The 23,257-nt window shown below is 52.4% G+C and carries 22 protein-coding genes; 14 read left to right on the forward strand and 8 right to left on the reverse strand.

The window, feature by feature from the left end; translation table 11 throughout:
* Position 1: 1 nt before the first annotated feature.
* Together K1Y77_RS05280 and K1Y77_RS05285 are read right to left on the reverse strand one after the other, a co-directional pair.
* Positions 2-250 (reverse strand): hypothetical protein, encoded by a 249-nt coding sequence (locus K1Y77_RS05280; protein WP_264430702.1) that lies wholly within the window; start codon positions 248-250, stop codon positions 2-4.
* A 54-nt stretch (positions 251-304) separates the two neighbouring features.
* Entirely contained in the window at positions 305-2,623 is a 2,319-nt protein-coding gene (locus tag K1Y77_RS05285; RefSeq protein ID WP_264430703.1) for a PqqD family peptide modification chaperone, read from the reverse strand.
* Positions 2,624-2,821: 198 nt separating this feature from the next.
* On the opposite strand from K1Y77_RS05285, the gene K1Y77_RS05290 reads away from it, so the two are divergent.
* The 4 genes from K1Y77_RS05290 (at position 2,822) to K1Y77_RS05305 (ending at position 5,954) form a co-directional block, all read left to right on the forward strand.
* Positions 2,822-3,778 (forward strand): sulfurtransferase, encoded by a 957-nt coding sequence (locus tag K1Y77_RS05290; RefSeq protein ID WP_264430705.1) that lies wholly within the window; start codon positions 2,822-2,824, stop codon positions 3,776-3,778.
* Between the two features lie 130 nt (positions 3,779-3,908).
* Complete coding sequence (locus tag K1Y77_RS05295; RefSeq protein ID WP_264430706.1) at positions 3,909-4,496, forward strand: TetR/AcrR family transcriptional regulator; 588 nt, start codon at positions 3,909-3,911, stop codon at positions 4,494-4,496.
* Between the two features lie 125 nt (positions 4,497-4,621).
* Complete coding sequence (locus tag K1Y77_RS05300) at positions 4,622-4,837, forward strand: hypothetical protein (protein ID WP_156963039.1); 216 nt, start codon at positions 4,622-4,624, stop codon at positions 4,835-4,837.
* Between the two features lie 310 nt (positions 4,838-5,147).
* The gene (locus tag K1Y77_RS05305; RefSeq protein WP_264430708.1) at positions 5,148-5,954 is read left to right on the forward strand and encodes a MipA/OmpV family protein; all 807 of its coding nucleotides are present in this window, start codon (positions 5,148-5,150) and stop codon (positions 5,952-5,954) included.
* Between the two features lie 79 nt (positions 5,955-6,033).
* On the opposite strand, the gene K1Y77_RS05310 is transcribed toward K1Y77_RS05305, so the two are convergent.
* Complete coding sequence (locus K1Y77_RS05310) at positions 6,034-6,720, reverse strand: type 1 glutamine amidotransferase domain-containing protein (RefSeq protein ID WP_030070204.1); 687 nt, start codon at positions 6,718-6,720, stop codon at positions 6,034-6,036.
* Between the two features lie 124 nt (positions 6,721-6,844).
* A complete protein-coding gene (locus K1Y77_RS05315; protein WP_030070205.1) occupies positions 6,845-7,582 on the reverse strand; it encodes a MauE/DoxX family redox-associated membrane protein in 738 nt (245 codons plus the stop codon).
* A 169-nt stretch (positions 7,583-7,751) separates the two neighbouring features.
* On the opposite strand from K1Y77_RS05315, the gene K1Y77_RS05320 reads away from it, so the two are divergent.
* The gene (locus tag K1Y77_RS05320) at positions 7,752-8,537 is read left to right on the forward strand and encodes a CLCA_X family protein (RefSeq protein WP_264430710.1); all 786 of its coding nucleotides are present in this window, start codon (positions 7,752-7,754) and stop codon (positions 8,535-8,537) included.
* Between the two features lie 380 nt (positions 8,538-8,917).
* Here the strand turns inward: K1Y77_RS05320 and K1Y77_RS05325 are convergent, their stop codons facing one another.
* Positions 8,918-10,219, reverse strand: a complete 1,302-nt coding sequence (locus K1Y77_RS05325) for a M20/M25/M40 family metallo-hydrolase (protein ID WP_030070207.1) — start codon at positions 10,217-10,219, stop codon at positions 8,918-8,920.
* A gap of 189 nt (positions 10,220-10,408) precedes the next feature.
* Between K1Y77_RS05325 and K1Y77_RS05330 the strand changes: the two genes are divergently transcribed.
* Both K1Y77_RS05330 and K1Y77_RS05335 read left to right on the forward strand, forming a co-directional pair.
* Positions 10,409-11,632, forward strand: a complete 1,224-nt coding sequence (locus tag K1Y77_RS05330) for a YbfB/YjiJ family MFS transporter (protein WP_030070208.1) — start codon at positions 10,409-10,411, stop codon at positions 11,630-11,632.
* Positions 11,633-11,717: 85 nt separating this feature from the next.
* Positions 11,718-13,181: a sodium-dependent transporter gene (locus K1Y77_RS05335; RefSeq protein WP_030070209.1), complete on the forward strand. Its 1,464-nt coding sequence runs from the start codon at positions 11,718-11,720 to the stop codon at positions 13,179-13,181.
* On the opposite strand, the gene K1Y77_RS05340 is transcribed toward K1Y77_RS05335, so the two are convergent.
* Both K1Y77_RS05340 and K1Y77_RS05345 read right to left on the reverse strand, forming a co-directional pair.
* A complete protein-coding gene (locus K1Y77_RS05340) occupies positions 13,143-14,489 on the reverse strand; it encodes a Y-family DNA polymerase (protein WP_264430713.1) in 1,347 nt (448 codons plus the stop codon). The two genes, K1Y77_RS05335 and K1Y77_RS05340, sit on opposite strands and share 39 nt — an antisense overlap.
* A complete protein-coding gene (locus K1Y77_RS05345) occupies positions 14,486-14,944 on the reverse strand; it encodes a LexA family protein (RefSeq protein ID WP_030070211.1) in 459 nt (152 codons plus the stop codon). The genes K1Y77_RS05340 and K1Y77_RS05345 overlap by 4 nt, the downstream gene beginning before the upstream one ends.
* A 399-nt stretch (positions 14,945-15,343) precedes the next feature.
* Here K1Y77_RS05345 and K1Y77_RS05350 point away from each other — a divergent pair, with 399 nt between their 5' ends.
* Both K1Y77_RS05350 and K1Y77_RS05355 read left to right on the forward strand, forming a co-directional pair.
* Complete coding sequence (locus K1Y77_RS05350; RefSeq protein WP_264430715.1) at positions 15,344-16,222, forward strand: alpha/beta fold hydrolase; 879 nt, start codon at positions 15,344-15,346, stop codon at positions 16,220-16,222.
* Between the two features lie 34 nt (positions 16,223-16,256).
* A complete protein-coding gene (locus K1Y77_RS05355; RefSeq protein WP_051690108.1) occupies positions 16,257-17,297 on the forward strand; it encodes a patatin-like phospholipase family protein in 1,041 nt (346 codons plus the stop codon).
* 18 nt (positions 17,298-17,315) lie between these two features.
* Here the strand turns inward: K1Y77_RS05355 and K1Y77_RS05360 are convergent, their stop codons facing one another.
* Positions 17,316-17,879 (reverse strand): Smr/MutS family protein, encoded by a 564-nt coding sequence (locus tag K1Y77_RS05360; RefSeq protein WP_030070214.1) that lies wholly within the window; start codon positions 17,877-17,879, stop codon positions 17,316-17,318.
* A gap of 182 nt (positions 17,880-18,061) precedes the next feature.
* Between K1Y77_RS05360 and prmB the strand changes: the two genes are divergently transcribed.
* The 5 genes from prmB (at position 18,062) to phaC (ending at position 23,107) form a co-directional block, all read left to right on the forward strand.
* The gene (prmB, locus tag K1Y77_RS05365) at positions 18,062-19,021 is read left to right on the forward strand and encodes a 50S ribosomal protein L3 N(5)-glutamine methyltransferase (protein WP_264430716.1); all 960 of its coding nucleotides are present in this window, start codon (positions 18,062-18,064) and stop codon (positions 19,019-19,021) included.
* 13 nt (positions 19,022-19,034) lie between these two features.
* Positions 19,035-20,126 (forward strand): chorismate synthase, encoded by a 1,092-nt coding sequence (aroC, locus tag K1Y77_RS05370; protein ID WP_030070216.1) that lies wholly within the window; start codon positions 19,035-19,037, stop codon positions 20,124-20,126.
* A 61-nt stretch (positions 20,127-20,187) separates the two neighbouring features.
* On the forward strand, positions 20,188-20,595 hold the full coding sequence (locus K1Y77_RS05375; protein ID WP_264018562.1) for a hypothetical protein: 408 nt from the start codon (positions 20,188-20,190) through the stop codon (positions 20,593-20,595).
* A 154-nt stretch (positions 20,596-20,749) separates the two neighbouring features.
* The gene (locus K1Y77_RS05380; RefSeq protein WP_030070218.1) at positions 20,750-21,160 is read left to right on the forward strand and encodes a phasin family protein; all 411 of its coding nucleotides are present in this window, start codon (positions 20,750-20,752) and stop codon (positions 21,158-21,160) included.
* A gap of 93 nt (positions 21,161-21,253) precedes the next feature.
* Positions 21,254-23,107: a class I poly(R)-hydroxyalkanoic acid synthase gene (gene phaC, locus K1Y77_RS05385; protein ID WP_264018561.1), complete on the forward strand. Its 1,854-nt coding sequence runs from the start codon at positions 21,254-21,256 to the stop codon at positions 23,105-23,107.
* Positions 23,108-23,257 lie beyond the last annotated feature (150 nt).

Raw genomic sequence — 23,257 nt, forward strand, 5'->3', positions numbered from 1 at the left:
GTTAACCAGCTTCAGCGCCGCCTTCTGCTTCTCCCTCTGCTTCGGGCTTCTCGCCTTCGCCTGCACCTTCAGCGCCACCTTCTGCCAGCATCATCGGTGCTTGCTGAGTGTTAACGAAACTTTCTGTTGGCTCATCGGCATGGGCTTGGAACGCTAAACCGCTGGCCACCAGGGCAAGCGCAGGTGCGGTGTAGCCAAACTGACGGCTTAGACGGCTCAATAAGCGGCGTTTTGCTTCGTGTTGAGACATGGTGTTTCTCCTGTCATCGCGAGTTATCGCGCCAAATGGCGCATCTTCCAACCGCTATACAGCGGCATGGGAAGCAGGTGTAAGCATGTGCTGGAACAACCATTGGTCTAGTTGATGACCATGCTTATCTAAGGGTAGCGTGCTGCGTTGTGACTGCTGACAAAAAGCTTCCAGCGTTTGTAGTGCTTCAGGACTGAGGCCCTGTTTTCCTTCATAGGCAACCGCTAATAGCGCGCCCAGTAGTGATAGGGCTGATAGCGGTGCTTGTTGCTCTGGGGTGTCAGGGGTAAGCCAAACCACCGCCGTACAGAACTGTTGGTTTGTGGGCCGCCACGCGCTGTCGGTCAGTGGTAAATTAAGAGGAATTAGATCAGTAGGAGCCTGCATGGAGAGGTGTGCGCCACGAGAAAGGTTAAATTCATGCTGGTTTGCCACTGCGTTCAGCGCGGTTAGCATCTGCGTGGTTAAGGGAGTGGGAAGTACGCAGGCGATAAGCTGTTGCGGTTTACTTAATAGAGCAATATCTAATGCCACGTGGCCAGGGCGGGCTGTTTGTGTCATGCAGTAGCGCGCTATCGCAGGCAGAATATCGTGTAGTTGCAGGCGTGAATTGATGACGTGACTATCGGTTGTCAGACAATACCCGTTCGCACTCGCTAGCAGATGTAGCGATTCAGGCGGTTGGTATTGATCGTTATCCGCATCTTCGTGAACACTTAAAGGCGCTAAAGCGCGAGCTAACTGATCAGCAACGATACCGCTAGGGGCTGATAAGGACCAACGGCGCTGTGCAAGCGTGAACACACCACGCCATATGGTTGGCTGCGTGTTTAGTTTTTCAGCACGATTAAGATCTGCTAGAGGGGCGTGATTCACTGTCAGCAAGCCATGTTGCCACCATGGAGTAAGCGTTGCCCACAAGTCGGTGGCTAATTGCTCGCGATCAACCTGCCCACCGCTGGCGGCAGTTAAGTGATCTAGTAAGCTTTCAATCGTTTCGCCTTCGCTGACCAATAACCACATGAGCGCAGCGCTATCGTTTAGCTGGTAATACAGCCCGCTTTTGTAGTGATAAAGCGCTATCTGATCGTCTTCAATAAGTTCGCTAACACCATTAGCACGAAAGGCAATGGCGTGTTTAACATGAGAAGGCGCGAGTTGATAATCTGCAAGGCTAGGCAGGCCTAAATAAGGTAAATAAGCCAATGCGTTTTCGGGGGAGGCCGAAGGGTAGAGAGCCACAAAACCGCCGGAGCGCTGTTGTTCAGCAACGAGTGCTTCGGCATCAAATGTCTCGGGCGCGTCGTAGGGGGCCAGCCCCACGAGTGACAGCATGTCTTGCACTAAGCTCCCTTTAACGCTCTCTTCAATCACGCCACCATGTTCTGGTTTAGCGCAGATGCCTAGCGAGGGGCTTAAATTACACTCAAGAATCCAAGGTTTGAGCTGATCATCTATAAGACAATCAAGGCCGATTAGCTCGTAACAGCCGAGAGGGTGAGCGCCATCTTCGCGAGTGCGTTCACGCATCGTATCAACCGCCGAAAGCGCTGTTAACGTGGCTAGATCATGCAGCTTTGCGAACAGTGCTTCATCGTCATGGCCTTGCTCTTGCAGCCAGCAGCGATAACGCGCTAAGTCGATAAACTCTACTGGGATCTCAGCATCAACATTCAGCGCATTAATATCGGGGTTAGTTAGCTGGCTGAACGGGTTGTCGATATCGTTTGGGTCCCACGGCTCAGAGGCAAGCTTGGCAAAGCCTTGGTCATAAAGATAAATCCGTACGGGATCTATCCCGGCAATCAACATGTATAGACGCAAGACATACTTATGACCGCGGATCGTGTGGGGGTTAGCCACGTACTCTTGCACTAGCCAGTTGGGTGCCAGGGGGGCAGTGGTTGGGTCGCTCAGCACCTGAACACCTTGCCCTTTAGAGGCGTTGGTTGGCTTTAATATCCACTTTTTATCGGGGTGCGCGGATGCGGCTTCTACCAAGGCGGGGTAGTCATGGGGCATTACGTAAGAGTGAGGAAAGAAGTCGAGCCGTGTCACTAACTCATGATGAGTGCCAAACGCGTGACGCGTCCTTTCTTGTAGAGCACTTAAACTAGCATGTAAGCGGCTTTTCACCGTTAAAGCGGCATTGCCTGGAATATGGTTCATTTTGATAAATGGAGAGGTGCGTTTAAACGCTTGCTTGGGTGGCATGCCCGTCACCCAAGCTGCCTGCCACTCCTGCTCATCTCCTTCTTTCCACCCTTGGGCTTCCAAGGTGTGGCGGAAAAAGTGGTCCTGCTCGTTATGCCGTTTACCACTTAGCCAAAACCTTGTTGATGCGTTAGTTGGGTGGTTAGCAGAGGTAGGCATGGCGGGTCTCCTAAGTCATTGTTCTACTGTTCAGTGGGGCTGCTTTGGAAATACTTACACCGACGCTGCAAAAAAATATCGTGATCCCATTGTGTTCGCTATACAGATATAGCCAATGCGTATTGTCAGTATTTCTCTTTATAGCGCATCATGCGATTATTGTACCAATCGTTCCTCCGCTAAGAAGGAGTTGCCTGCATGAAACGCTTATTTATCGTGACTGTCGGTGTGTTGGGTATGGCTTCCCAGGCTCAGGCGTTGGAAATGACGCCGTTGGTTGATGCGCAGTGGCTTGACGAGCACCTCGACGCGCCATCGTTGGTGGTCTTGGATGTGCGGTCTTCAATTGATAATGGCGGAGATGGAGAGAGCTTTTTGCAAGCTCACATTCCAGGTAGCCGTTACACCAGCTACACCGATGATGGCTGGCGTGAAACCCGTGACAGCGTGGCGGGGTTAATGCCTGAGGTCAGTTCTCTGGAAGCGCTGATAGGCAGCTTGGGAATTAGCAACGATAGCGACGTAGTGATCGTACCTGCTGGTACAGGGCCAACCGATTTTGGCAGCGCAGCGCGGGTTTATTGGACTCTGAAAGTACTTGGTCATGATGACGTAGCCATTCTAAACGGCGGTTTTTCAGGTTGGCAGCAGCAGGGGTATGAGATTGCCAGCGATGCGCCAGCATCGTTTGAACCAACACGCTTCGAAGCGAGCCTGCGTGAGTATTTAGTGGCGAGTACGGAAGACGTTGAGGCCGCCCGTGAAACACAGGCACAGTTAGTCGATGCGCGCCCCTCTGACTACTTTGCTGGTGAGACAAAGTCTCCAGCCGCGAGGGTGGCGGGTACCATACCGGGGGCGCGTAGCCTTCCTCACCAGAGCCACTTGAACGTTCAAAACGGCGCTTATTATCTTGACGTTGATGGTTTGCAATCACGTATTAATGATGCTGATTTAGATAGCCGTGAACGCACCATTGCTTTTTGTAATACAGGGCATTGGGCTGCGACCGATTGGTTTGTATTAAGCGAAGTAGCAGGCTTTGACAATATTGCCATGTACGATGGCTCAATGGCGGCCTGGACAATTAGCGACTCACGTCCTGTTCAGTTTGCTCGTGAAGGGATCAAGCAGGTGCGCGAGCTGTTGAATTAATACGCTTATATTTATTAGCGTCCGCGAGGATCGAACTCATCCCTGCGGGCGTTTTAGCATGCCTGCGACGAGCGTTAGCGATATGTTATATTAGGCCGCTAACCATTAATACAGGTAGTGAGGGGTCAAAATGAGCGTTGGTCGGCCTATTCAGCATCAACCAGAAGCAGCGCTAAGCGCTGCGATGCATGCATTTTGGCGTTCAGGGTATCACCACACATCGCTGCGTGATTTATTAGACACCATGAAGATTTCACGTAGCACCCTCTACCACAGCTATGGCAACAAAGAGGCTCTGTTTACCAAAGCGCTGACTCGTTATCGCGAACAGCTGCTGGCTCATCTTACTGCGTCGTTAGCGCAAGAGCAGAGTGCTTGGTGTTTTATTGAGCGTCTTCTTATACGTACGGCTGAGCAAGCAGAGAGCGAACAAGCGGCGCTTGGGTGCCTTATTTTTAATTCGGCTACTGAGCTGGGTAGTCGTCGCTCTCCAGAAGCAGACGTTGCGACGCAAAGTGTTGAGGCGATCACTCAATTTTTTGCAGCGGTTGTTGAGCAAGCGCAGAAAGAGGGCGCTATCCCCAGCGAGCGTGATCCTCAAAGCCTAGGCTACTTTCTAACGCTCTCGATGTCTGGGCTGCGCATGCTGTTAAAAAGTGGCGCTACCCAGCAACAGGCAAGGCTTCAAGTGGCGCATATCCTGCGTGGTTTACGCTAAGCCTGATAATAAATGGCAGACTGGCTATTTGCTGTTTATACTTTTTAACGCATCGTCACGGATGCACTTCTACACGGACGTTACCACGACTGAACCCATTAACTCCCTTGTGGTAGGAGGTCAGCGTGCGACATATCATGATCAGCCCGACAGTGCGTGGTGTGGATATTATCTGCCGACATTGTGGTAATGCAGAGTTCTCGACAACACCCTACTTAAAACGGTTTCGCCTGGAAGGCACTGGAAAAGATAGCGCTATGCTGCGTTGCTTAACTTGTCAAACGGCGGTATCTACCCCGATGAGCAAGCTCAGCGCACTGTTTTATCATCACGCTTGTTAGAAAGACGTGGCAGTTGTCCATAAAAAAACCCCGTCCATCTCTGGTCGGGGTTTTATCAGGTCCTCCTTAATCCTACTTCACGAACATCCTGTTCATGCGTCCTTGTGCACCACAAGCACTCCTTGCCTGCACTTCCTTGTAACGCTTTCCCTGCGCTATGTGCACACAGTGCGCCCTATAGCCGCTGAGTTATCTAACCTGGGATATGAAACAGAAAAAAGTTTCGTGCAATGGGGCACAGTGGCTCCTTATTCGCTTGCAGTGGCTTGATTCAAAAACATACAATCACGCACGTTTGCTATATAAAAGGATGCCTTCTGTGACAATACTCCCTGCTCGTGCTACTTCACGTTTTTCTACCCGCAAGCGCCTTACCCCATTGTTGGGGGCTGCTTTCTGCATCGTATTAACCACACCAGCCTTGGCAGACAGTTGGGAAGGTAGCATAGGTGCAGGCGTCACCTACTCGCCTGATTACTTAGGCAGCGACGACTACGATACACAAGCGTGGCCGGTTGTTAACTTGACCTATGGCGACCAGCTCTCGATCAACGTCCGCAACGGTATTGAGTGGCACGCTATCCGCAACGGTAATTGGACCGCTTCTCCATTTATTGGTTATACCTTTGGGCGAGATAATGAAGGTGATATCAGCCAATTTGAAAAAGTAGATGGTGGGGCAACGTTAGGTCTGCGGGTTAGCTATCAGCAAGGCTTCTGGCGTTACAGCGTCGCAGGTAGCACGTCGGTGAGCGGCGATGTAGAAGGCGCTAAATTTTCGGCTAACGCTGCCTTGCGCATGCCGATTAGCGAACGCACGCTCTTCACGCTAACGCCCAGTGTTACCTATTCAAATGAAAAGTGGACCGAATCGCTGTTTGGTGTTTCAGTGCAGGACAGTGCGCAAAGTGGTGTGGCTGCCTACACACCCGATGGTGGTTATTGGCGAATGGGGGTGAATGCCAGCCTTAGTTACTCCTTAACGCCTGAATGGACAGCCACCGGTTTCGTGGGCACAACGCACCTAACGGGCAGTGCTGCGGATAGCCCAATTGTTGATGAGCTGGGCAGCGACTGGCAAACGCTCACAGGCGTTTCGCTAAGCTATCGTTTTTGATTAAAAAAACGGCGGGCAATATGCCCGCCGCGTTGATTGTTTACGTTAAATGATGTCTTACGTTGAACAAACGCTCTGCTTAGCGTGCCAGCCATGTCATCAGTGCTTCAGCGGTCGCCGCAGAGGAAGGCGGGTTTTGGCCGGTAATTAACTGGCCGTCTTCACGCACGTACGGTGTGAAGTCATCAGCTTTGCTGTAAATGCCGCCACACTGCTGCAGCGCATCTTCTACCAAATGCGGCACGATATCGGTTAGCCCAACTGCATCCTCTTCACCATTGGTAAAGCCTGTCACTTGACGCCCTTTTACCAGTGGTTCACCACTGCTGTTTTTTGCGTTAATCAATACGATCGGCGCATGGCACACTGACGCTACTGGCTTACCTTGGGCAATAAAGTTTTCAATCAGTTGGATAGAGTCTTTATCGTCGACTAAGTCCCATAGTGGGCCATGACCACCGGGATAGAACACCGCATCAAAATCATCAGCACTCATGTCGCTAAGGCGATGCGTTGCGGCTAGCGCTGCGTTCGCTTCATCGTCTTGCTTAAAGCGCCGCGTTTCGTCGGTTTGGCTATCGTCTACGTCACTTTTTGGGTCAAGCGGCGGCTGGCCACCGTTTGGCGAGGCAAGCGTGACCTCAGCACCCGCATCTTTAAAAACATAATACGGCGCGGCTAGCTCTTCTAACCAAAAACCGGTTTTTTCGCCGGTATCTCCTAGCTGATCGTGTGATGTCAGCACAACCAAAATACGCTTGCTCATCTTCTTACTCCTAATCGTGAAGAGTGCGATAGCTTCTTGCGTTACTTACTTTACCTTGGGGCGTGCTTTTCGGGTTACAAGGCGCGCTTGTATGTCTATCTGTCTGCATTGATATCCTTTCGCGTTATAGCAAACTCTTCAGCGGCATCCATAGCCCCATGGCGACCATCACAAGGTTTTCTGTCAGCGACACAAAGCCCAGTGGCACATTGCTATTACCACCTGCACAGGCACACTTGAGTTCTCGCTTATCGATATAAACCGCTTTAATCACCGATACGGCCCCTACCGTACCGATGAACAGCGCCAGCGGTGCTGCTAGCCAAATTAACGCACCTGCCAGCATCAAGATCCCTGCCAGGGTTTCCGCATAGGGGTAAACATACCCATACGGTACATAGCGTTTGGCCAGCAAGTCGTAGTTGAGAAACATGGTGCTGAAGCTTTCCACGTCTTGAAGCTTCTGTAATCCAAGCAACACCATGGCCGTGGCCACTGCATATTCAGGCAACCGTGTGGCGAATAACGTGCCATGAGCTAGCCAACTAACTGCTAAGCCTATTAATAACGCGGTGATAAAAATGGCAATAACCGGCCGATAAGACGTTTCTTTAGCGCTAGGCACGCTTAAGCCTAAATGTTCGCGTACCTCTTCATAGCCACCGATACGCTCATCGTCAATATAGGTTTGCGGCGTTGTATCAACCTGTTCTTTCGCTTTAAAGGCATCCGTTTCTTCGCGGGACGTTAACGGGTGATCGTGTACCTCGTAGCCCTTACGCTGCAGCAATGAAACGGTTTTCAACCCAAAGGGACACTGGTGTGCATCCGTTTTCATACGATAAACATGTGCCGTCGCCATATTTCCTCCCTGTTGTGCAACCGGTGTGCAATAAAGTACAACTGAACTTTTACTGCTTATGTATCAGGGTAGACACCTTAGATAAACTTGCCGAATAGCCTTTGGCGCTTGTTCTTTGCCTTCGATAAAATAGTGCGGTGAACTTCATTTTTAGGTTAGCGAGCACGCCGTGAGCATTGACGCACGAGAGTTTTACCGCCAAGGGCCAATGCATCGCCGCGAGGGTGCGAGCAGCTTTGCACTGATTCGCCGCCAGTTCGATTTTCGTTCAATTGAGATAGGTCGTTGGGTGTCCCGCTCCGAACGCGACCGTGCCGCAGAGCTTTTTCACGATGCGCTGTGCGATTTAATGCTGATATTGCACGGCAATGAAGCGTTGATTTCGCTGCGTGGCTCGTTAGCACTACAGTACGGCAGCGGCGGCAGGCCTGGCGTTTCTGCGCATTACGATCCCAGTCAGCGCAGCTTTTCGCTCGCCAAGAATGCCGGGCCTGGTAGTATTGCTCATGAATGGTTTCACGCGTTTGATCACTATATTGCCCAGAAGTGTTTTAACAATGTGTCTGCTAGTACCTTTGCCTCGGTGGCATGGCTAGCGAATGCAGCGCCGCTTAATCACCCACTTAATCAACGTCTACTCGCCTGTTTCCACGCTATTCTGCTACATCCCGACGGTCAGCAGCCTAGCGCGCTTTTCAATGATTCAGCAGCCATTGATAAAGCGCATGGCCAGCTTTATTACAGCAAGCCAGAAGAGCTATGCGCTCGGGCGTTTGAAGCCTTCGTGCAAGACGCCAGCATAAAAAACCATTTTCTAGTCAAAGGCACCAAAGCCTCACCGGAGGCAGCACGCGGTCTGTATCCGCAAGGCGAACAGCGCGAACGCATTAATGCGTGTTTCAGTGACTATTTTGCCAGTTTAGGGAAAGCGCTCAGCAAAGAGGACCCATTATAAAATGTTGGATGTGCGAAATACGCCAATGACGACTACGCTTTAACGACACTCAATTCTCAAAGGAAGAGAAAAATGCCATCGACTACTACTATTGTTGTTATCGTTGTTGTGATTGTTGCCGTTGCAGGAGTGGGGTTCAGCGGAGCATTGCCTTTTTAATAAAAAAAACCTTTTTTTTATCTCAGGTTAATGTTTTTGACACATATAAGCGTCATGGTAGGCAGTAACACAAGGAAAGGTGTAAGGAGCAGGAGTAAGCAAGGAAGGCTTTTAATACCAGGGATGCACAAACAAGGAGGTTTGTGGAGAAGGATTACGGAGGAAATACTGCTACCCCGGCCATTATTGGCCGGGGTTTTTTTATATTACTTTTCTTGAACCTACTTCTTCTTGGTCTTTTTTGACTTCGCGTGTTTTTTGTCTTCGCTGCTTTCAGGCTTGTCGCTTTCAGGCTTGTCACTGCCTTGGTGGCTAAGCGGGTTAGCTTGGTCAAGCCGTGGGTGGTTGTCCAGGAATTCGCGCTCCAGATCAGGTAGGGCATCCAGCGCTTTGAGCGTGTGGGTCAAAGCATGGATCGCAGCGAGCACATCCTGGGTGTTGCCGGTTTCGGAAATGGTATGCATGTTGCGAATCGGAAAGCCAATCGAGGTCGCTGCGCTATCAATAGAGGCCAGCACGCCCGCCATGCCGTCAGTGCCGGTATCAACGCCGACGATATCTCGCTGTAGGGGAATATCCTGCTCTTTGGCGGCACTGGCAATAATGCGATTGAGCTGTTCGCTGGCAATAGAGCCGACCGCCATGGTGAAGCCTTTGCCCATTTCCAACGGCTGCATACGCTTGTCGCCAATGCCTGGGGCGGCCACGTAGTCGTGGTTAACGTCTACGCCAATCAGTGCGTCTGGCTTGAGTTCGCCTGCCAATACGCGGCTGCCGAAACGGCCAATCTCTTCGTAGCTAGCAATGGCAAATAGTACGCGTACTTTTTTGGTGCCGCCCATTTCTGCGATTAACTTCGCCACTTCTGCGGTGACAAAACAGCCTAAGCCATTATCCAGGTAAGCGCCGTAGAACGTGTTGGGGCTAAAGCCAGGGCGAATAGGGCGGTCGAAAATAATCGAATCGCCAGGGCGAACGCCAAGGTTTAATACCTGCTGCTTTTTATTTTCGCCATGAATCTGCAAGTCTAAGTAGATCTGCTCTTTTTTGATGCCTTTACTGCCATCGCGCTGGGCGGGGTCAGAAAAGTGAATAGCGCCCAGGGCTTCTACCGTGCCGCCCTGGATGCAGCGGTAGCTGCCGGGGGCGTTGGGGTCTTCGCTAAACAGCTTCACTTCATGGCCGATAAGTACAGTAGGCAAGAAGGAGTCGGTGTTGATCCAGATCTTACCGTCGTCGCCAATCGAGCGAACTTGCATGCGGATTTTATCTGCATGGCCGATGATCATGACTTTGAACATGTCATCGCGGCCAGGATGTGTGTCCAGCACCACGCCAGCATTGCCTTTAAATTGATGAAGATGCCAGTCACTTGGCGCGAAGCTTTCAAAGTAAGGCTTTAGAACGCCGTAAGTCATTGCGCCTTCCAGGCCTACTGGGCTAGGGGCGGCAAGAATGTCACGCATAATATTGAACTGCGCGTCGGGCATTGGCTGCGTCCAGGGTTTGGCGCTGTTACTCATGTTAAGCACTCTCCGTTGGGTGGTGTTTACCGCTTACTAGTCTGCCAGATTCTTGAAGCAGATGCGCTGCTTGGGCATGCCACGTTTGGGCGATGGTGCCATGGACGTTTCGGCGTATGATTGATTCATTAAAAATGAATATAACAACGACGACGATAAAAACGAAAGTACCTTGACGGGGGAGTGTTCATGAGTACCGCTAGCCTTAAATCGCAGCGCTTTAAAGTGCTGTTGGCGGGCATTTTTAGCCAAATTTTATGTATTGGTATTGCGCGCTTTGCCTATACCCCACTACTGCCGGTAATGCAGCAGCAGAGCTGGATTAACGACGCCGACGGTGGTTGGCTGGCTGCGCTTAATTATGCGGGCTACATGTTAGGCGCGGTGCTGGCAGCATCAATTCGCTCGGTGTATCTCAAAGACACGCTGTTTCGAATTGGCCTGGTGCTTGCGGTGTTAACCACTGCCGGTATGGCGCTGACCGATCACTTCTGGCTATGGGCGGGGCTTCGCTTTCTTGCGGGGCTATCGAGTAGCGGTTCTATGCTGCTGGCTTCGGGATTGATTTTGCACTGGCTGATTCAGCACCGACAGCGGGGTGAATTAGGCATTCATTTTGCTGGGGTGGGTATTGGTATTGTGGTGGCGGCGCTGGCGGTTGAGCTAATGCTCGCACTGTCGCTTAACTGGCAGGCCCAGTGGTGGGGGTTTAGTGGTTTAGCCGCAGTGCTGTTAGTGCCTGCTTGGCGATGGCTGCCACGGCCTGTTAAGCCGGTACTTGGTAGCGCGGCTCATCATGATGCACCGGCCAAGCCACCCAGTCGTACCTTTATGCGGCTTATGCTACCGGCCTATTTCTGTGCTGGTTATGGCTATGTGATTAGTGCGACGTTTATTGTGACGATTGTCGAGCGTGAACCGCTACTGGCTGGCGCAGGAAACTGGACATTTGCCCTGGTAGGGTTGGCCGCGGCTCCTGCGGTGATGCTATGGGACCTAGTGGCGCGACGTATTGGTTATTTAGGCGCACTCATTGTGGCCATGCTGGTTCAGGTGGTGGGCATTGTATTGCCTGCGATGACATCAAGCTTAATAGGTGTGCTGTTAAGTGCAGTGCTTTATGGAGGTACCTTCTTGGGCTGTGTCAGTTTGGTGCTCACCATGGCGGGTAGGCTATACCCATCAAGCCCTGCCCGATTAATGGGGCAGATGACACTGGCTTATGGTGCCGCCCAAATTGTTGCCCCTGCGCTGACCGGCATGTTGGCGGAGTCTTTTGGCAATTACTACTTGGGCTTATGGCTGGCGGGCGGCTTTGTCACGTTAGGGGCGCTGCTTTTAGTTTGGCTACGTCAGGTAGACCAAACCGCCCAGCGGCTAGATGCCCAGGCCAAAGCGCTATCGGTGGCGTAATAGTTGGTTGATGCCTGCAAGAGTTTTGGGCTTTGTCGACAAAATCCTCTAGGATAGGCGCTTTTTTCTGACAAGGTGGAAGGTCATGGCGTCTTCTGGGCAACCTCGCATTCAGTGGCTGGGCCGCTGGGGCTTTATGCTGGCAGCCACCGGTTCGGCGGTGGGGCTGGGCAATATTTGGAAATTTCCCTATATCACCGGGGAGTATGGCGGCGGAGCTTTTGTGCTGGTGTATCTGGCGTGCATTCTAGCCGTCGGCGTACCGGTGATGATGACCGAGATTGCCTTTGGTCGCCGTGGGCGCGGCAGCCCTATCGATGCGATACGGCGTGTCGTCAATGAGTCTGGTCGCTCTTCTGTTTGGTCGCTGATTGGTTGGATGGCGATGCTTTGCGGCTTTATGATTCTGTCGTTTTATGTCGTGGTCGCAGGTTGGTCGTTCTCCTATTTATGGAAAATGCTCACCGGCGGACTGGCTGGCAGCAGCGTTGACGATATGGCCGCCGTATTTAGCGCGAATAACGCCAACCCGTTCATCCTGGGTGGTTGGAGTACCCTGGTGGCAGTATTGACCATGGTAATTGTGGGCAAAGGCGTTCAGGAAGGTATCGAGAAAAATGTCAGTTGGATGATGCCCGGGCTAGTGCTCATGCTCGTTCTACTGATTATCTTCGGGGTGTTTTCTGGTGGGTTTGGCGAGGCCGTGAGCTTCTTGTTCTCGTTTAACGCAGGAAGTCTCTCGAGTGAAGGGATGCTCGCGGCGTTGGGCCATGCCTTTTTCACACTGTCGTTGGCATCCGGTGCGATTCTTACCTACGGTAGCTACTTGCCCAAAGGTGCTTCGATTGGGCGTACCACGGTAAGCGTGGCCATTGCTGACACCGTGGTTGCACTCATGGCGGGGTTGGCAATCTTCCCGGTCATTTTTGCTAACGGTATGAATCCTGGTGAAGGGCCTGGGCTTATTTTTATGAGCTTGCCGCTGGCTTTCCAGGCGATGCCAATGGGCACGCTATTTGGCATTCTGTTTTTCTTAATGCTCTCAATGGCAGCGCTGACCTCGTCTATTTCGATGGTGGAAGCTACGGTGTCGTGGTTATGCGATAACAAAGGCATGACCCGTAAGTCGGCCTCTTGGGCGACGGGCATCGTGCTATGGCTGATCAGCACGCTGGCTATGCTGTCGTTTAACCTGGGCGCTGATTGGACACTCGCGGGTAAACACTTCTTTGACTGGCTGGATTATTTGACCTCGCGCTGGATGATGCCGCTGGGAGGTTTGGGCATGGTGCTGCTGGCGGGGTTTGTGCTGAAAAGTGAAACCTTCCGCGACGAGCTGGGCCTTGCGCCGTTGCCTTATGCACTGTGGCTAGCCATGGTGCGTTACGTGAGTCCGCTGGGTATCTTGGTCATTTTTGTCGATGCGTTGGGCCTTTACCCAGTGTCTTTTGCTGTTCACTGGCCGATACTGCTGGCGATCTTAGTGATATTTGCGCTGATCGGAGAGGCATTAAGCCCGCGGCTGCGCCAAGCGCTGCGCTCGCGCTAGCTGCTGTTGTTCACGCTTCACCCTGGCGGCCGCAATGGCGCCAGGGTGAGTGCCTGCCTCCATGAGTTCGTCCCAGCAGGTGGTGTAACGGTTGGAGCGGTGCGCACAGCGCAACTGCCACGGTGCTTCCGCCTCTGTCATTCCAAAACGAATGGTGCCTTGCCCCATACGCTGATTAATGGCGTCGACGGTGTTCATCAAGTGCGGGTGCGCCTTGGGTGAGGGCTGCAACAGTGAAAGTTGATACTGCTGCACATCCACTAAGTCCAATAACATGACGCCGGCTTTCATAAACTGAAAACCTGGCCGGTACATCTGTTCAAGCCCTTCGCGTACAGCTTCTAAAATGACGCGGGTATCGTCGCTTGGCGATGCCAGGGGAATCATCGCGCTAGGCGAGAGTTGAGGCTGGTCTTTACGATGGCGGTTGGTGTTCAGAAACAGCAGCACGGCGCGGGTAAGGCTTTTCTGCTGGCGCAGTTTTTCGGCACTACGCTGGGCATGGCGGCGCAGTGCTGCGTGTAATTCCGCTTTTACGCCGGTTGCTTGACCAAAAGAGCGCGACGTCATAATACGCTGACGCGGCTGCTCGACTGCGTTCATTTCCAAGCAGGAGATACCACGTAGCTCTAGTGCTGTACGCGCAAGCACCACTGAAAATCGTTTGCGAAGTTGCTTTGGATCGCACTCCCGCAGTTGCCACGCCGTGCGAATACCACTCACCGCAAGCCGTTCTGCTAGGCGTCTACCGATGCCCCATACGTCATTCACCGGCAGCTGTTTAAGCAGCGCAGCCGTGGTTGGGCTATTGGCGGTGAGCAGGCAGATGCCCTGGTAGTGAGGCTGCTTTTTGGCAACGTGATTAGCGAGCTTGGCTAGCGTATGGGTAGGTGCTAGCCCTACACAGACAGGCAGCCCTAAATAGCGGCGAATGCGGCGGCGTAAGACTTCCCCGAGCGTTTGGCATTGAGCGTCGCTGAAACCATCCAGGTAGATAAACATTTCATCAATGGAATAAGGCGCGATGTCGGGGCAGGCATCCCGCAGTAGCTGGGCGAGTCGTGCGGACATGTCGCCATACAGCTCGTAGTTAGAGGACAGCAGGTGAATTACGCCCCGCCGACGCAAACCTTCTAGTTGGAAAGAGGGAGTGCCCATGGGGATGTTCAGCGCTTTCATTTCGGCCGAACGGGCAATCACACAGCCATCGTTATTCGACATCACGCCAACGGGCTTGCCTTCAAGCGCAGGATTAAACACCCGCTCGCATGACACGTAGAAGTTGTTGGCATCAACAAGGCCAATCATGGCAAATACTCATGCACCACAGCGCGTACCACACCCCATAGCTGGCAGTCCGTCTCTGCTAGGGGGAGTGGTGGGTAGTGAGGATGTGCCGAACAAAGATGTGGCGTGCCTTGATAGAGCGCATAACGCTTTATCAGTACTTCCTCTTCAAACATGGCGACCAGGATATGCCCTAAACGGGGCGGTATGCTGCGATCTACCACCAGCAAATCACCTTCGAATATCCCCCAGCCTTCCATGCTGTCGCCTGTGGCGGTGAGGTAGAACGTGTGGTTGGGGTGTTTAATCAACCGCTCATTGAGATCTAGTGTGCGTGGCTCGTAATCCTGGGCAGGTGAAGGGAAGCCGCTAAACCCAGCGCGGCCGTAGAGCATTGGAAAGGGCAGCGGTTGAGAGGTTAACGGCAGGGCTGTCGCAACCATGGTTGTTGCACAATAAGTGGGTTGAGACGGCATCGTCGGCATCCTCATGAATAAATAGTGTGTTTATATACAGTATATAGGCAGTATTTATTCATGGGGAAAAAATTGCAAGCGACGCTCAGCGCAGGGTACCAGGGGAATATTGGTTTAGCGGGTGCTATTGGCTTAGCGAGCGAGCCACATGCCAACCACCAGTGCACTTATCACGGTAATTAAGAACACAAGATTGCGAGCACGGGTATCACGACGTGGTTTCATAGCCATTTTCCTGTTGGTCATCGTTATTCAACACATTACGAAGTAGTAGCAAGCAGCGAACTCCCCATAAAAGCGGCAGAAGCGCTGCGCTTAGCATGGTAACGTTTACGCCTTAGAGCGTCATCTGACGAATATGATATTGCTTGGTTATCCGGCTTTAAAGAGATCCTGTTTATGAATGAATCGACTCATGTCGGTACCGCTGCGCAGCCGCTTTCCCTGGCGAATGGGCGGCTGGCAGCACTTAGCTGGGGGCGTAGCACTGCGCCTACTTGGGTGGCACTGCACGGTTGGTTAGACAACGCTGCAAGCTTTACACGGCTAGCGCCGCTGTTAGTAAAAGCATTGGATATTCGTATTGTGGCGATCGACTTTCGTGGTCACGGGCATTCGGCCCATGCACCTGTAGGAAGCGACTATGCACTATGGGACTACACTCATGATGTGCTGGATACCTTGGAAGCATTAGCGCTCGAAAAGACAACGCTACTTGCTCACTCGATGGGGGCCGCCGTGGCTTGCCTCATATCCGCAGCGTTCCCCGAGCGGGTGAATAAGCTTATTTTGCTAGATGGTTTAGGTGCGTTAAACACACCGGCTGAAGAGACAGCCAGCCAACTGCGTAAAGGGTTGATAGCCTATCGGCGGCCGCTTTCCCGGCCCCCTCGTTATCCGGATATTGAGAGCGCAGTCGCTGCGCGGGTAGCCGGAGGCGTCACGCCGCTGGACAGCATCACCGCTACACCACTTGTCGAACGTAACACGCAAGCTACCGCCGATGGGCATGTGCAAATGCGCACTGATAGCCGTTTGTTAAAGCCTTCTTTGGTGCGCTTTACACCCCAGCAGGTGTTGGCACTACTGGCGGAGATTCAAACCTCGGTGCTATTGATAGAAGGGGAGCGGGGTATTTTAGGCGAGCGGGACTGGGCGGAAAAAGCACGCCAAGCGGTGCCCCAGTTAACGCGCCATGTACTAGCGGGTGGCCATCATCTGCACCTTGAACCCCAGGCGGTTGAGCACGTGGCTGAGATAATCCGGCAACAAGTGTAACGGTTATCTGTTGTTCAGCATTAGGAAGATGACAATGAAAAAAGTGACGCAAACTGCTGATACACCTTTGGGAAACCTTCCTTTAAATAATGGCAATAAGGTTGCGTTGGTATTGGGGAGTGGAGGAGCTAGGGGCTACGCCCATATCGGTGTTATCGAAGCATTAGAAGCACGTGGCTTTGAGATTATCTCGATTGCGGGTTGTTCCATGGGCGCGCTTATTGGCGGTATCTATGCGGCTGGAAAACTGCCTGAGTACCGCGAGTGGGTGTGTACGCTGGATTATTTAGACGTGCTAAAGCTGGTCGATGTGACCTGGAGTCCGATGGGGGCCATGCGGGCGAATAAGGTCATGAACAAGTTAGAAGAGCTGGTTGGCGAAAGGTTGATTGAAGAGCTGCCTATTCCGGTAACAACCGTCGCAACGGATCTGGTTCGTCAGCGTGAAGTGTGGTTTCAAAACGGCTCCTTGCTTCAGGCAATTCGAGCCTCTATTGCCGTGCCTGGCGTTATTACCCCAGTGCATGTGGGGGACCAAGTGCTCGTTGATGGCGGCTTACTGAACCCACTGCCGATGATGCCGATATTAGCCGCCCATGAAGCGGACTTTGTTGTAGCGGTTAACGTGACGGCGCACAGTCCGCAACCCATCACGTTAGAGGAGCTGTTACCCCACGAAGATAAGAGCGATAGCCGCACCGCGTTAGAACGCGATCGCGATGCTAATATTGGCGGTTGGATGGATGACGTTCGTGCCACCACACGGCGGCTGTGGGACGGGCTGGGGGGTAGCAATGGTGAAGAGAGTGACGTTGATGAAACCGTTGATCTGCGTGGTAAGCGTGAATGGGGCAAGCTCGATATGATTTTAGAGTCGTTTGATATCACCCAGGCGGCGCTCGCGAAGTATAAAATCGCAGGCTATCCGCCAGATGTATTGATTGAAATTCCCAAAACTGTTTGCAGCACTTATGAGTTTCACCGAGCCAACGAATTAATTCGGCTGGGTCGGCATCTTGCCGATGAAGCACTGGAGCGACGGATGCCTGGTATTGCCTCTGATGCCACCGAGTAAGCGTAGTGAAATAGCTGCTTACTGCCCGCGCTTGCGCAGCAGAATATACACCGCCCCTGTGCCGCCATCGATATCGATGGCGGAGCAGAACGCCAAGACGCCGGGCCACTCTCTTAACCATGCGTTGGTATGGCTTTTAAGTACCGGAAAGTCCGATGTGGTACCCCAGGCCTTACCGTGAACTACCAGAACGCAGCGCATGCCTTGTGCAGCAGCGTCGCGTAAAAAACTTTCAAGCTCAATCCGAGCTTCTTCTAGGGTATAGCCGTGTAAATCCAGCCCAGCCTGCCAAGCGGTTTGGCCGCGCTTTAGCTGGCTAAAGGTGCGCCAGGGCAGGTCCGGAACGCTAAACTCCAGATACTCTGAAGGGCGTACTGCCTCTACTCGGCCGTCAGATGTGCGACCGCTGGTTTGTAGCGTGTTGCTTTCTACCGCAGCTCGCCGGCGTGCCTGTTGGGCATCATCGTTACGTTTGGGCTTGCCTGGGTTGGCTTGGTTGCTGGCAATACGGCGTACGCCTGCTGCCTGCAGCGCTTGGCGAAAGGCACTGATATCGTCGTCGTTGGGCAGGTGTCGCGTCATGATTAGCTCAAATCGAGAAGTTAAATGTTAAGAAAAGTGTCAATAAACAAGCATAATTGAGAAACACACAGGATAGCGAGCTGAATGTTGTTGTGAAACGCACGCTTGTGAACCGCGTGCTGTGAACCAGACGGCGTCAAAGGTACAATCTTTTCATCAATCTTTATACGCCAGGAGCCGCTGTGACCACGCACCTTAATGATGAGACCTCCCACTCAATGCTTTCGCTGCCGGAGTCGGCAGTGGTGAGCGAGCTTTTTACATTACGCGATTATTTACGCTGGGTGTCCAGTGAGTTTTATCTGGCGGGGTTGCATTATGGGCATGGCACCGAATCGCCTTGGGACGAAGCCGTTGCGCTGTGTTTAGGCGCACTGCACCTTCCGTGGAACGTCGATCCTGCTGTGCTAGACGCACGCCTGTTGCCAATAGAGCGCGAGCGCATTATTCGTTTAGCGCGAGAGCGGGTAACTACTCGCCGCCCGCTGCCTTATTTACTGGGTGAAGCTTTTTTTGCCGGGTTCCCGTTCAACGTTGACGAACGCGTATTAATTCCGCGCTCGCCTATTGCCGAGCTGATTGAAGATGGCTTTGCAGCATGGTTCCCAGAAGAACCGCCTGCCCGAGTATTGGACTTATGTACCGGTTCTGGCTGTATCGGCATTGCCACCGCGTTGGTGCTGCCGACCAGTGAGGTCGCCCTGGCGGATATTAGCCAGGATGCCTTAGCGGTTGCGCGTCAAAATATCACGCGTCATGACGTTGGTGATCGCGTACGGGCCGTCGAGTCCGACGTGTTTGATGGTTTGAAAGGCCAGCGCTTTGATCTGATCGTATCAAACCCGCCTTATGTCGATGCACGTGATCTGGCCACCATGCCCGCCGAGTTTCGCCACGAGCCTGCCTTGGCGCTGGGGGCTGGTAACGATGGGTTAGATATCGTGAGACGCATTCTGTGCGAGGCGCGCCAGCACTTAACCGACGAGGGATGGCTGATTGTTGAAGTTGGCAATTCCGACCGCCATGTAGAGGCTGCTTTTCCTGAAGTGCCTTTTATCTGGCTTGAATTCGAGCGTGGCGGCCAGGGTGTTTTTGCCTTGAGCGCCGCTGAACTCGACGCCCATGCGGCGTCTTTTGCGTGAGGAACTAACGCCCATGTCTGGCAATACCTTTGGCAAGCTATTTACCGTTACTACATTTGGTGAGAGCCACGGCCCTGCTTTAGGCGCGATTGTTGACGGCTGTCCGCCTGGCATACCGATCAGTGAAGAGGACCTTCAGCACGATTTAGATCGCCGCCGCCCAGGCAGTTCTCGGCATACCACCCAGCGTAAAGAGCCGGATCAGGTGCGGATTCTTTCTGGTGTGTTTGAAGGTAAAACCACTGGTTCGTCCATTGGTCTGCTAATTGAGAACACCGACCAGCGCTCCAAAGACTACTCTAAAATCAAAGATCAATTCCGGCCTGCCCACGCAGACTACACCTACCATCACAAGTATGGTCATCGCGATTATCGGGGCGGCGGTCGTTCTAGCGCACGGGAAACCGCGATGCGCGTTGCCGCTGGCGCGATCGCTAAGAAGGTGCTGGCCGCAAAAGGGATACAAGTTCGTGGTTATATGAGCCAGTTGGGGCCAATTAAAATCGACTTCAAAACCTGGGATGCAGTGAGCGAAAATGCCTTTTTCTGCCCCGATCCGGACAAAGTGGCTGAGCTTGAAGCCTATATGGATCAGCTGCGTCGTGACCAAGACTCGGTGGGCGCGGAAGTTACCGTGATTGCCGACGGTGTGCCGGTTGGGCTGGGTGAGCCGGTTTTTGACCGCTTAGATGCTGATCTGGCGCATGGCTTAATGAGCATCAATGCGGTAAAAGGGATAGAGATAGGTGCAGGGTTTGGCTGCATTGCCCAGCGGGGTAGTGAACACCGTGACGAGATGACCCCAGAGGGCTTCTTGTCAAACCATGCTGGTGGCGTGTTAGGCGGAATTTCCAGTGGGCAGCCGATCGTTGCCCGCCTAGCGTTGAAACCAACGTCAAGTATTACTACGCCCGGGCGTTCAATTGATGTACATGGCCAACCAGTTGAGGTAATAACAAAGGGTCGCCATGACCCCTGTGTCGGTATTCGCGCGACGCCTATCGCTGAAGCAATGATGGCAATCACGCTGCTAGACCATTGGCTACGTCATCGTGGACAGAATGGCGATGTTAGCGTTGATACACCGCGTTTAGAACAACAATAACAGCACGGTGCGCTTAGCGTAACGCTGCTACACTCTTAGGAAGATGGTTAAGGAGTCGCCTATGAAAATTAACGTTGAATTTGACCTGACACCGGATGAGTTTCGCCAATCATTAGGGCTGCCGGATGTTGAGGCGTTTCAGCAAAGCCTGCTGGAAAATATTCAGCGGCAAATGGAATCTGGGGTGGATGGTTATGACCCTATGAGTCTAATGCGTCCTTTCCTGCAGCAGCCGATGATGCAACAAGGACTTTCTCAGGGGCTAGCTAATTTCGGTACGTATCAGCAGATGATGTTGGATATGTTGCGTAAAGCAGGAACCTCAGGTGGCAGTGCCGACCAGGCTGGCGACGCGAATCAGGATGACTCCCAAGAGGCTGCCAATGCAGCGTCAGGTAAAAGCGCATCAAGTGCGAGAAGTTCCAAAGCGAAAGCAACAGCTTCTTCGCGCTCTCGCGCTAAAGGGTAGAACTGTCATGTGAAATGTGTAGCGTTGTTGAGCGTGCTGCTAAGAATGTTGCAAAGCAGCAATGCAGCGTTTACTCTTTTTGCAGTGCAGCAATTTGCCGTGTGATGAGCCACTCCAGGCTCATGCCAAGGAATGAGAGATAGGAGCAGACACTATGCAAGATAAAATGATGGACGCCTTTAGTACCCAAACGCGCCAAATGTTCGAGCCAATGCGCAAGATGAACTCGCTGATGCTCAACAATATGGAAAAAATGACCCAGTATCAGCTGGAAGCAATGAAACGCTACAGCCAGATGGGCACCGAGCGCATTCGCAGTGCGACGGAAATTAACGATGCTGAAAGCCTGCGTGATTTTGGTACGAAACAAGCCGAAATGATGAATGAGCTTTCTCAGCAGATGCAGGAAGATGCCCGCGTCATGGGCGAGATGAGCATGCAGTTCAAATCCGAAATGGAAAAGCTGTTCAGCGAAGCTGGGCAGAAAATGAGCGAGCAAGCCACCTCTGCTGCGAAAAGTGAACAGCCTGCGAAATCGACTAGCCAATCTTCACGTAAAAGCTAAACGTAACGATGTTCGCGGCGCCTTGAAGGCGCCGCGTTCTTTTGGATGATGTGCCTGGGCAGACAATGCCAAGCAGGTGAGGGGAGAGTGAGTATGCTGTCAGGGTGGAAAATGCCGTCTCAAGGTGTTTCTCAAGAAGAGCTTGAAGCATGGAAAGTGCAGCTAAGCGATGTTGGTGAACAGTACAAAGGCCTGCTTGAGGATTTACTGTCACGGATAGCACCCAGCGAAGCTGCTGACTCCGTTTACAGTGATATGCGTGAAAGCTTTGAAGCCGCCGCACAGTCGCTCATGAGTAACCCTAACCTGCTGTGGCAAACTCAGTCCCGCCTACTGCAAGATCAGTGGCTACTTTGGCAGCAGGGTGTGCGGGCGATGTCTGGTGAGCAAGTGACGCCATTGATAACGCCTGCAAAAGGCGACCGCCGCTTTAAAGATGAAGCATGGACACAAGAGCCTTACTACTTAGCGATTATGCAGCAATATTTACTGTTTTCGCAGATGGTAGAGGAGCTTATTGAAAATCTGGATGGCTTAGACCCGACACAGAAACGCAATCTAGCGTTTTATGCTCGGCAATTAGTAAGCGCCATGTCGCCTACTAATTTTGTATCGACTAACCCCGAAGTCATGCGTCGTACAATTGAGACGCGTGGACAAAACCTAGTAGATGGCCTGACGCGCCTGCGAGAAGACCTGGCGAATTCCGCCGAGGGTATTAACGTACGCATGACCGATCGAAGTGCCTTTGGTGTTGGCGATAACATTGCTGTCACCCCAGGTGCCGTGGTGTATGAAAATGAGCTGATTCAGTTAATTCAATACACCCCCACCACGGAAAAAACCTTTAAAACGCCACTGTTGATCGTGCCCCCATGGATCAATAAGTACTACATTCTCGACCTGCGAGAAGACAATTCGCTGGTTAAGTGGATGGTAGACCAAGGGCACACGGTATTTCTGATTTCTTGGCGTAACCCTGGCCCAGAACAGCGCGATATTACCTGGGCTGATTACATGCAAATGGGCCCCGTCAGCGCGATGGAGGCCATTGAGCAAGCCTGTGGTGAGAAGTCAGTCAATCTGTTGAGTTACTGTGTGGGCGGCACACTAACTGCTTCTACGGTGGCCTATCTGACAAGCACTCGGCGTGGTCGAAAAGTGAAGTCAGTGACCTATATGGCGACGCTGCAGGACTTTCGTGATCCTGGTGATATTGGCGTATTCCTTAACGAACGGGTGGTTGAGGGAATTGAAAATACGCTGGAAATGAAAGGATATTTAGACGGCCGCTCGATGGCCTACACCTTTAATTTATTGCGTGAGAATGATCTTTTCTGGTCGTTCTACATCAATAATTATCTGAAAGGCGAAACGCCCGCCGCGTTTGACCTGCTGTACTGGAATACTGATGGGACTAACCTGCCTGCTGGTACCCATGCCTGGTATCTGCGCCATATGTACTTGGAAAACCGTTTAGTAGAACCAGGTGGTATCGAGCTGGACGAGGTGAAGATTGACCTTCGTAAAATCTCGACGCCGTGCTACTTCGTTTCGACGAAAGAAGATCATATCGCTAAGTGGAACAGTACGTATTATGGCGCGCTGTTACCCAAAGGGCCGGTGACGTTTGTATTGGGTGGTTCTGGCCATATCGCGGGCATTGTGAACCCTCCCCACAAGAATAAATACGGCTACTGGACCAACGATGCGCTGCCCGACACCCATGAAGCATGGCAAGAAGGCTCCACCTTTAACGAAGGCTCCTGGTGGCCACACTGGCAGGCATGGGTAACGGAGAACGGCTATGCTGATCCTGACCCGGAAAAAATGGTGCCCGCGCGTCAGCCTGGAGAAGGTGAACTAAGCGTGATTGAAAGCGCGCCCGGGCGCTATGTGAAAATGACGATTCCTGAGGTGTTGGGCGAAATTCCCGCCGCAGAATGATTTGCCACCATGGCATGATAGGCTAACGAACAAACGTTGCGTTTGTCGTTAACAGTTAGAGCAGTAGAAAATGGCGGTGATGTCCTATTAGGAGTGATCTAATAAGGCATCACCGCCATTTGCGTTATTACCTTTCAAGCTAACTTTCAA

The sequence above is a fragment of the Halomonas qaidamensis genome (assembly GCF_025917315.1).
GTDB lineage: Bacteria > Pseudomonadota > Gammaproteobacteria > Pseudomonadales > Halomonadaceae > Vreelandella > Vreelandella qaidamensis.

Excerpts from the sequence above, each read along its gene's own strand:
- K1Y77_RS05330 (WP_030070208.1), top strand. The coding sequence starts at position 10,409 with ATGAGTACCGCTAGCCTTAAATCGCAGCGCTTTAAAGTGCTGTTGGCG.
- K1Y77_RS05345 (WP_030070211.1), bottom strand. The coding sequence starts at position 14,944 with ATGCCGTCTCAACCCACTTATTGTGCAACAACCATGGTTGCGACAGCC.
- K1Y77_RS05350 (WP_264430715.1), top strand. The coding sequence starts at position 15,344 with ATGAATGAATCGACTCATGTCGGTACCGCTGCGCAGCCGCTTTCCCTG.
- K1Y77_RS05360 (WP_030070214.1), bottom strand. The coding sequence starts at position 17,879 with ATGACGCGACACCTGCCCAACGACGACGATATCAGTGCCTTTCGCCAA.
- K1Y77_RS05315 (WP_030070205.1), bottom strand. The coding sequence starts at position 7,582 with ATGGCGACGGCACATGTTTATCGTATGAAAACGGATGCACACCAGTGT.
- K1Y77_RS05325 (WP_030070207.1), bottom strand. The coding sequence starts at position 10,219 with ATGAGTAACAGCGCCAAACCCTGGACGCAGCCAATGCCCGACGCGCAG.
- K1Y77_RS05335 (WP_030070209.1), top strand. The coding sequence starts at position 11,718 with ATGGCGTCTTCTGGGCAACCTCGCATTCAGTGGCTGGGCCGCTGGGGC.
- aroC (WP_030070216.1), top strand. The coding sequence starts at position 19,035 with ATGTCTGGCAATACCTTTGGCAAGCTATTTACCGTTACTACATTTGGT.
- K1Y77_RS05305 (WP_264430708.1), top strand. The coding sequence starts at position 5,148 with ATGCCTTCTGTGACAATACTCCCTGCTCGTGCTACTTCACGTTTTTCT.
- K1Y77_RS05310 (WP_030070204.1), bottom strand. The coding sequence starts at position 6,720 with ATGAGCAAGCGTATTTTGGTTGTGCTGACATCACACGATCAGCTAGGA.
- K1Y77_RS05280 (WP_264430702.1), bottom strand. The coding sequence starts at position 250 with ATGTCTCAACACGAAGCAAAACGCCGCTTATTGAGCCGTCTAAGCCGT.
- K1Y77_RS05295 (WP_264430706.1), top strand. The coding sequence starts at position 3,909 with ATGAGCGTTGGTCGGCCTATTCAGCATCAACCAGAAGCAGCGCTAAGC.
- K1Y77_RS05355 (WP_051690108.1), top strand. The coding sequence starts at position 16,257 with ATGAAAAAAGTGACGCAAACTGCTGATACACCTTTGGGAAACCTTCCT.
- K1Y77_RS05285 (WP_264430703.1), bottom strand. The coding sequence starts at position 2,623 with ATGCCTACCTCTGCTAACCACCCAACTAACGCATCAACAAGGTTTTGG.
- K1Y77_RS05375 (WP_264018562.1), top strand. The coding sequence starts at position 20,188 with ATGAAAATTAACGTTGAATTTGACCTGACACCGGATGAGTTTCGCCAA.
- K1Y77_RS05380 (WP_030070218.1), top strand. The coding sequence starts at position 20,750 with ATGCAAGATAAAATGATGGACGCCTTTAGTACCCAAACGCGCCAAATG.
- K1Y77_RS05340 (WP_264430713.1), bottom strand. The coding sequence starts at position 14,489 with ATGATTGGCCTTGTTGATGCCAACAACTTCTACGTGTCATGCGAGCGG.
- K1Y77_RS05290 (WP_264430705.1), top strand. The coding sequence starts at position 2,822 with ATGAAACGCTTATTTATCGTGACTGTCGGTGTGTTGGGTATGGCTTCC.
- phaC (WP_264018561.1), top strand. The coding sequence starts at position 21,254 with ATGCTGTCAGGGTGGAAAATGCCGTCTCAAGGTGTTTCTCAAGAAGAG.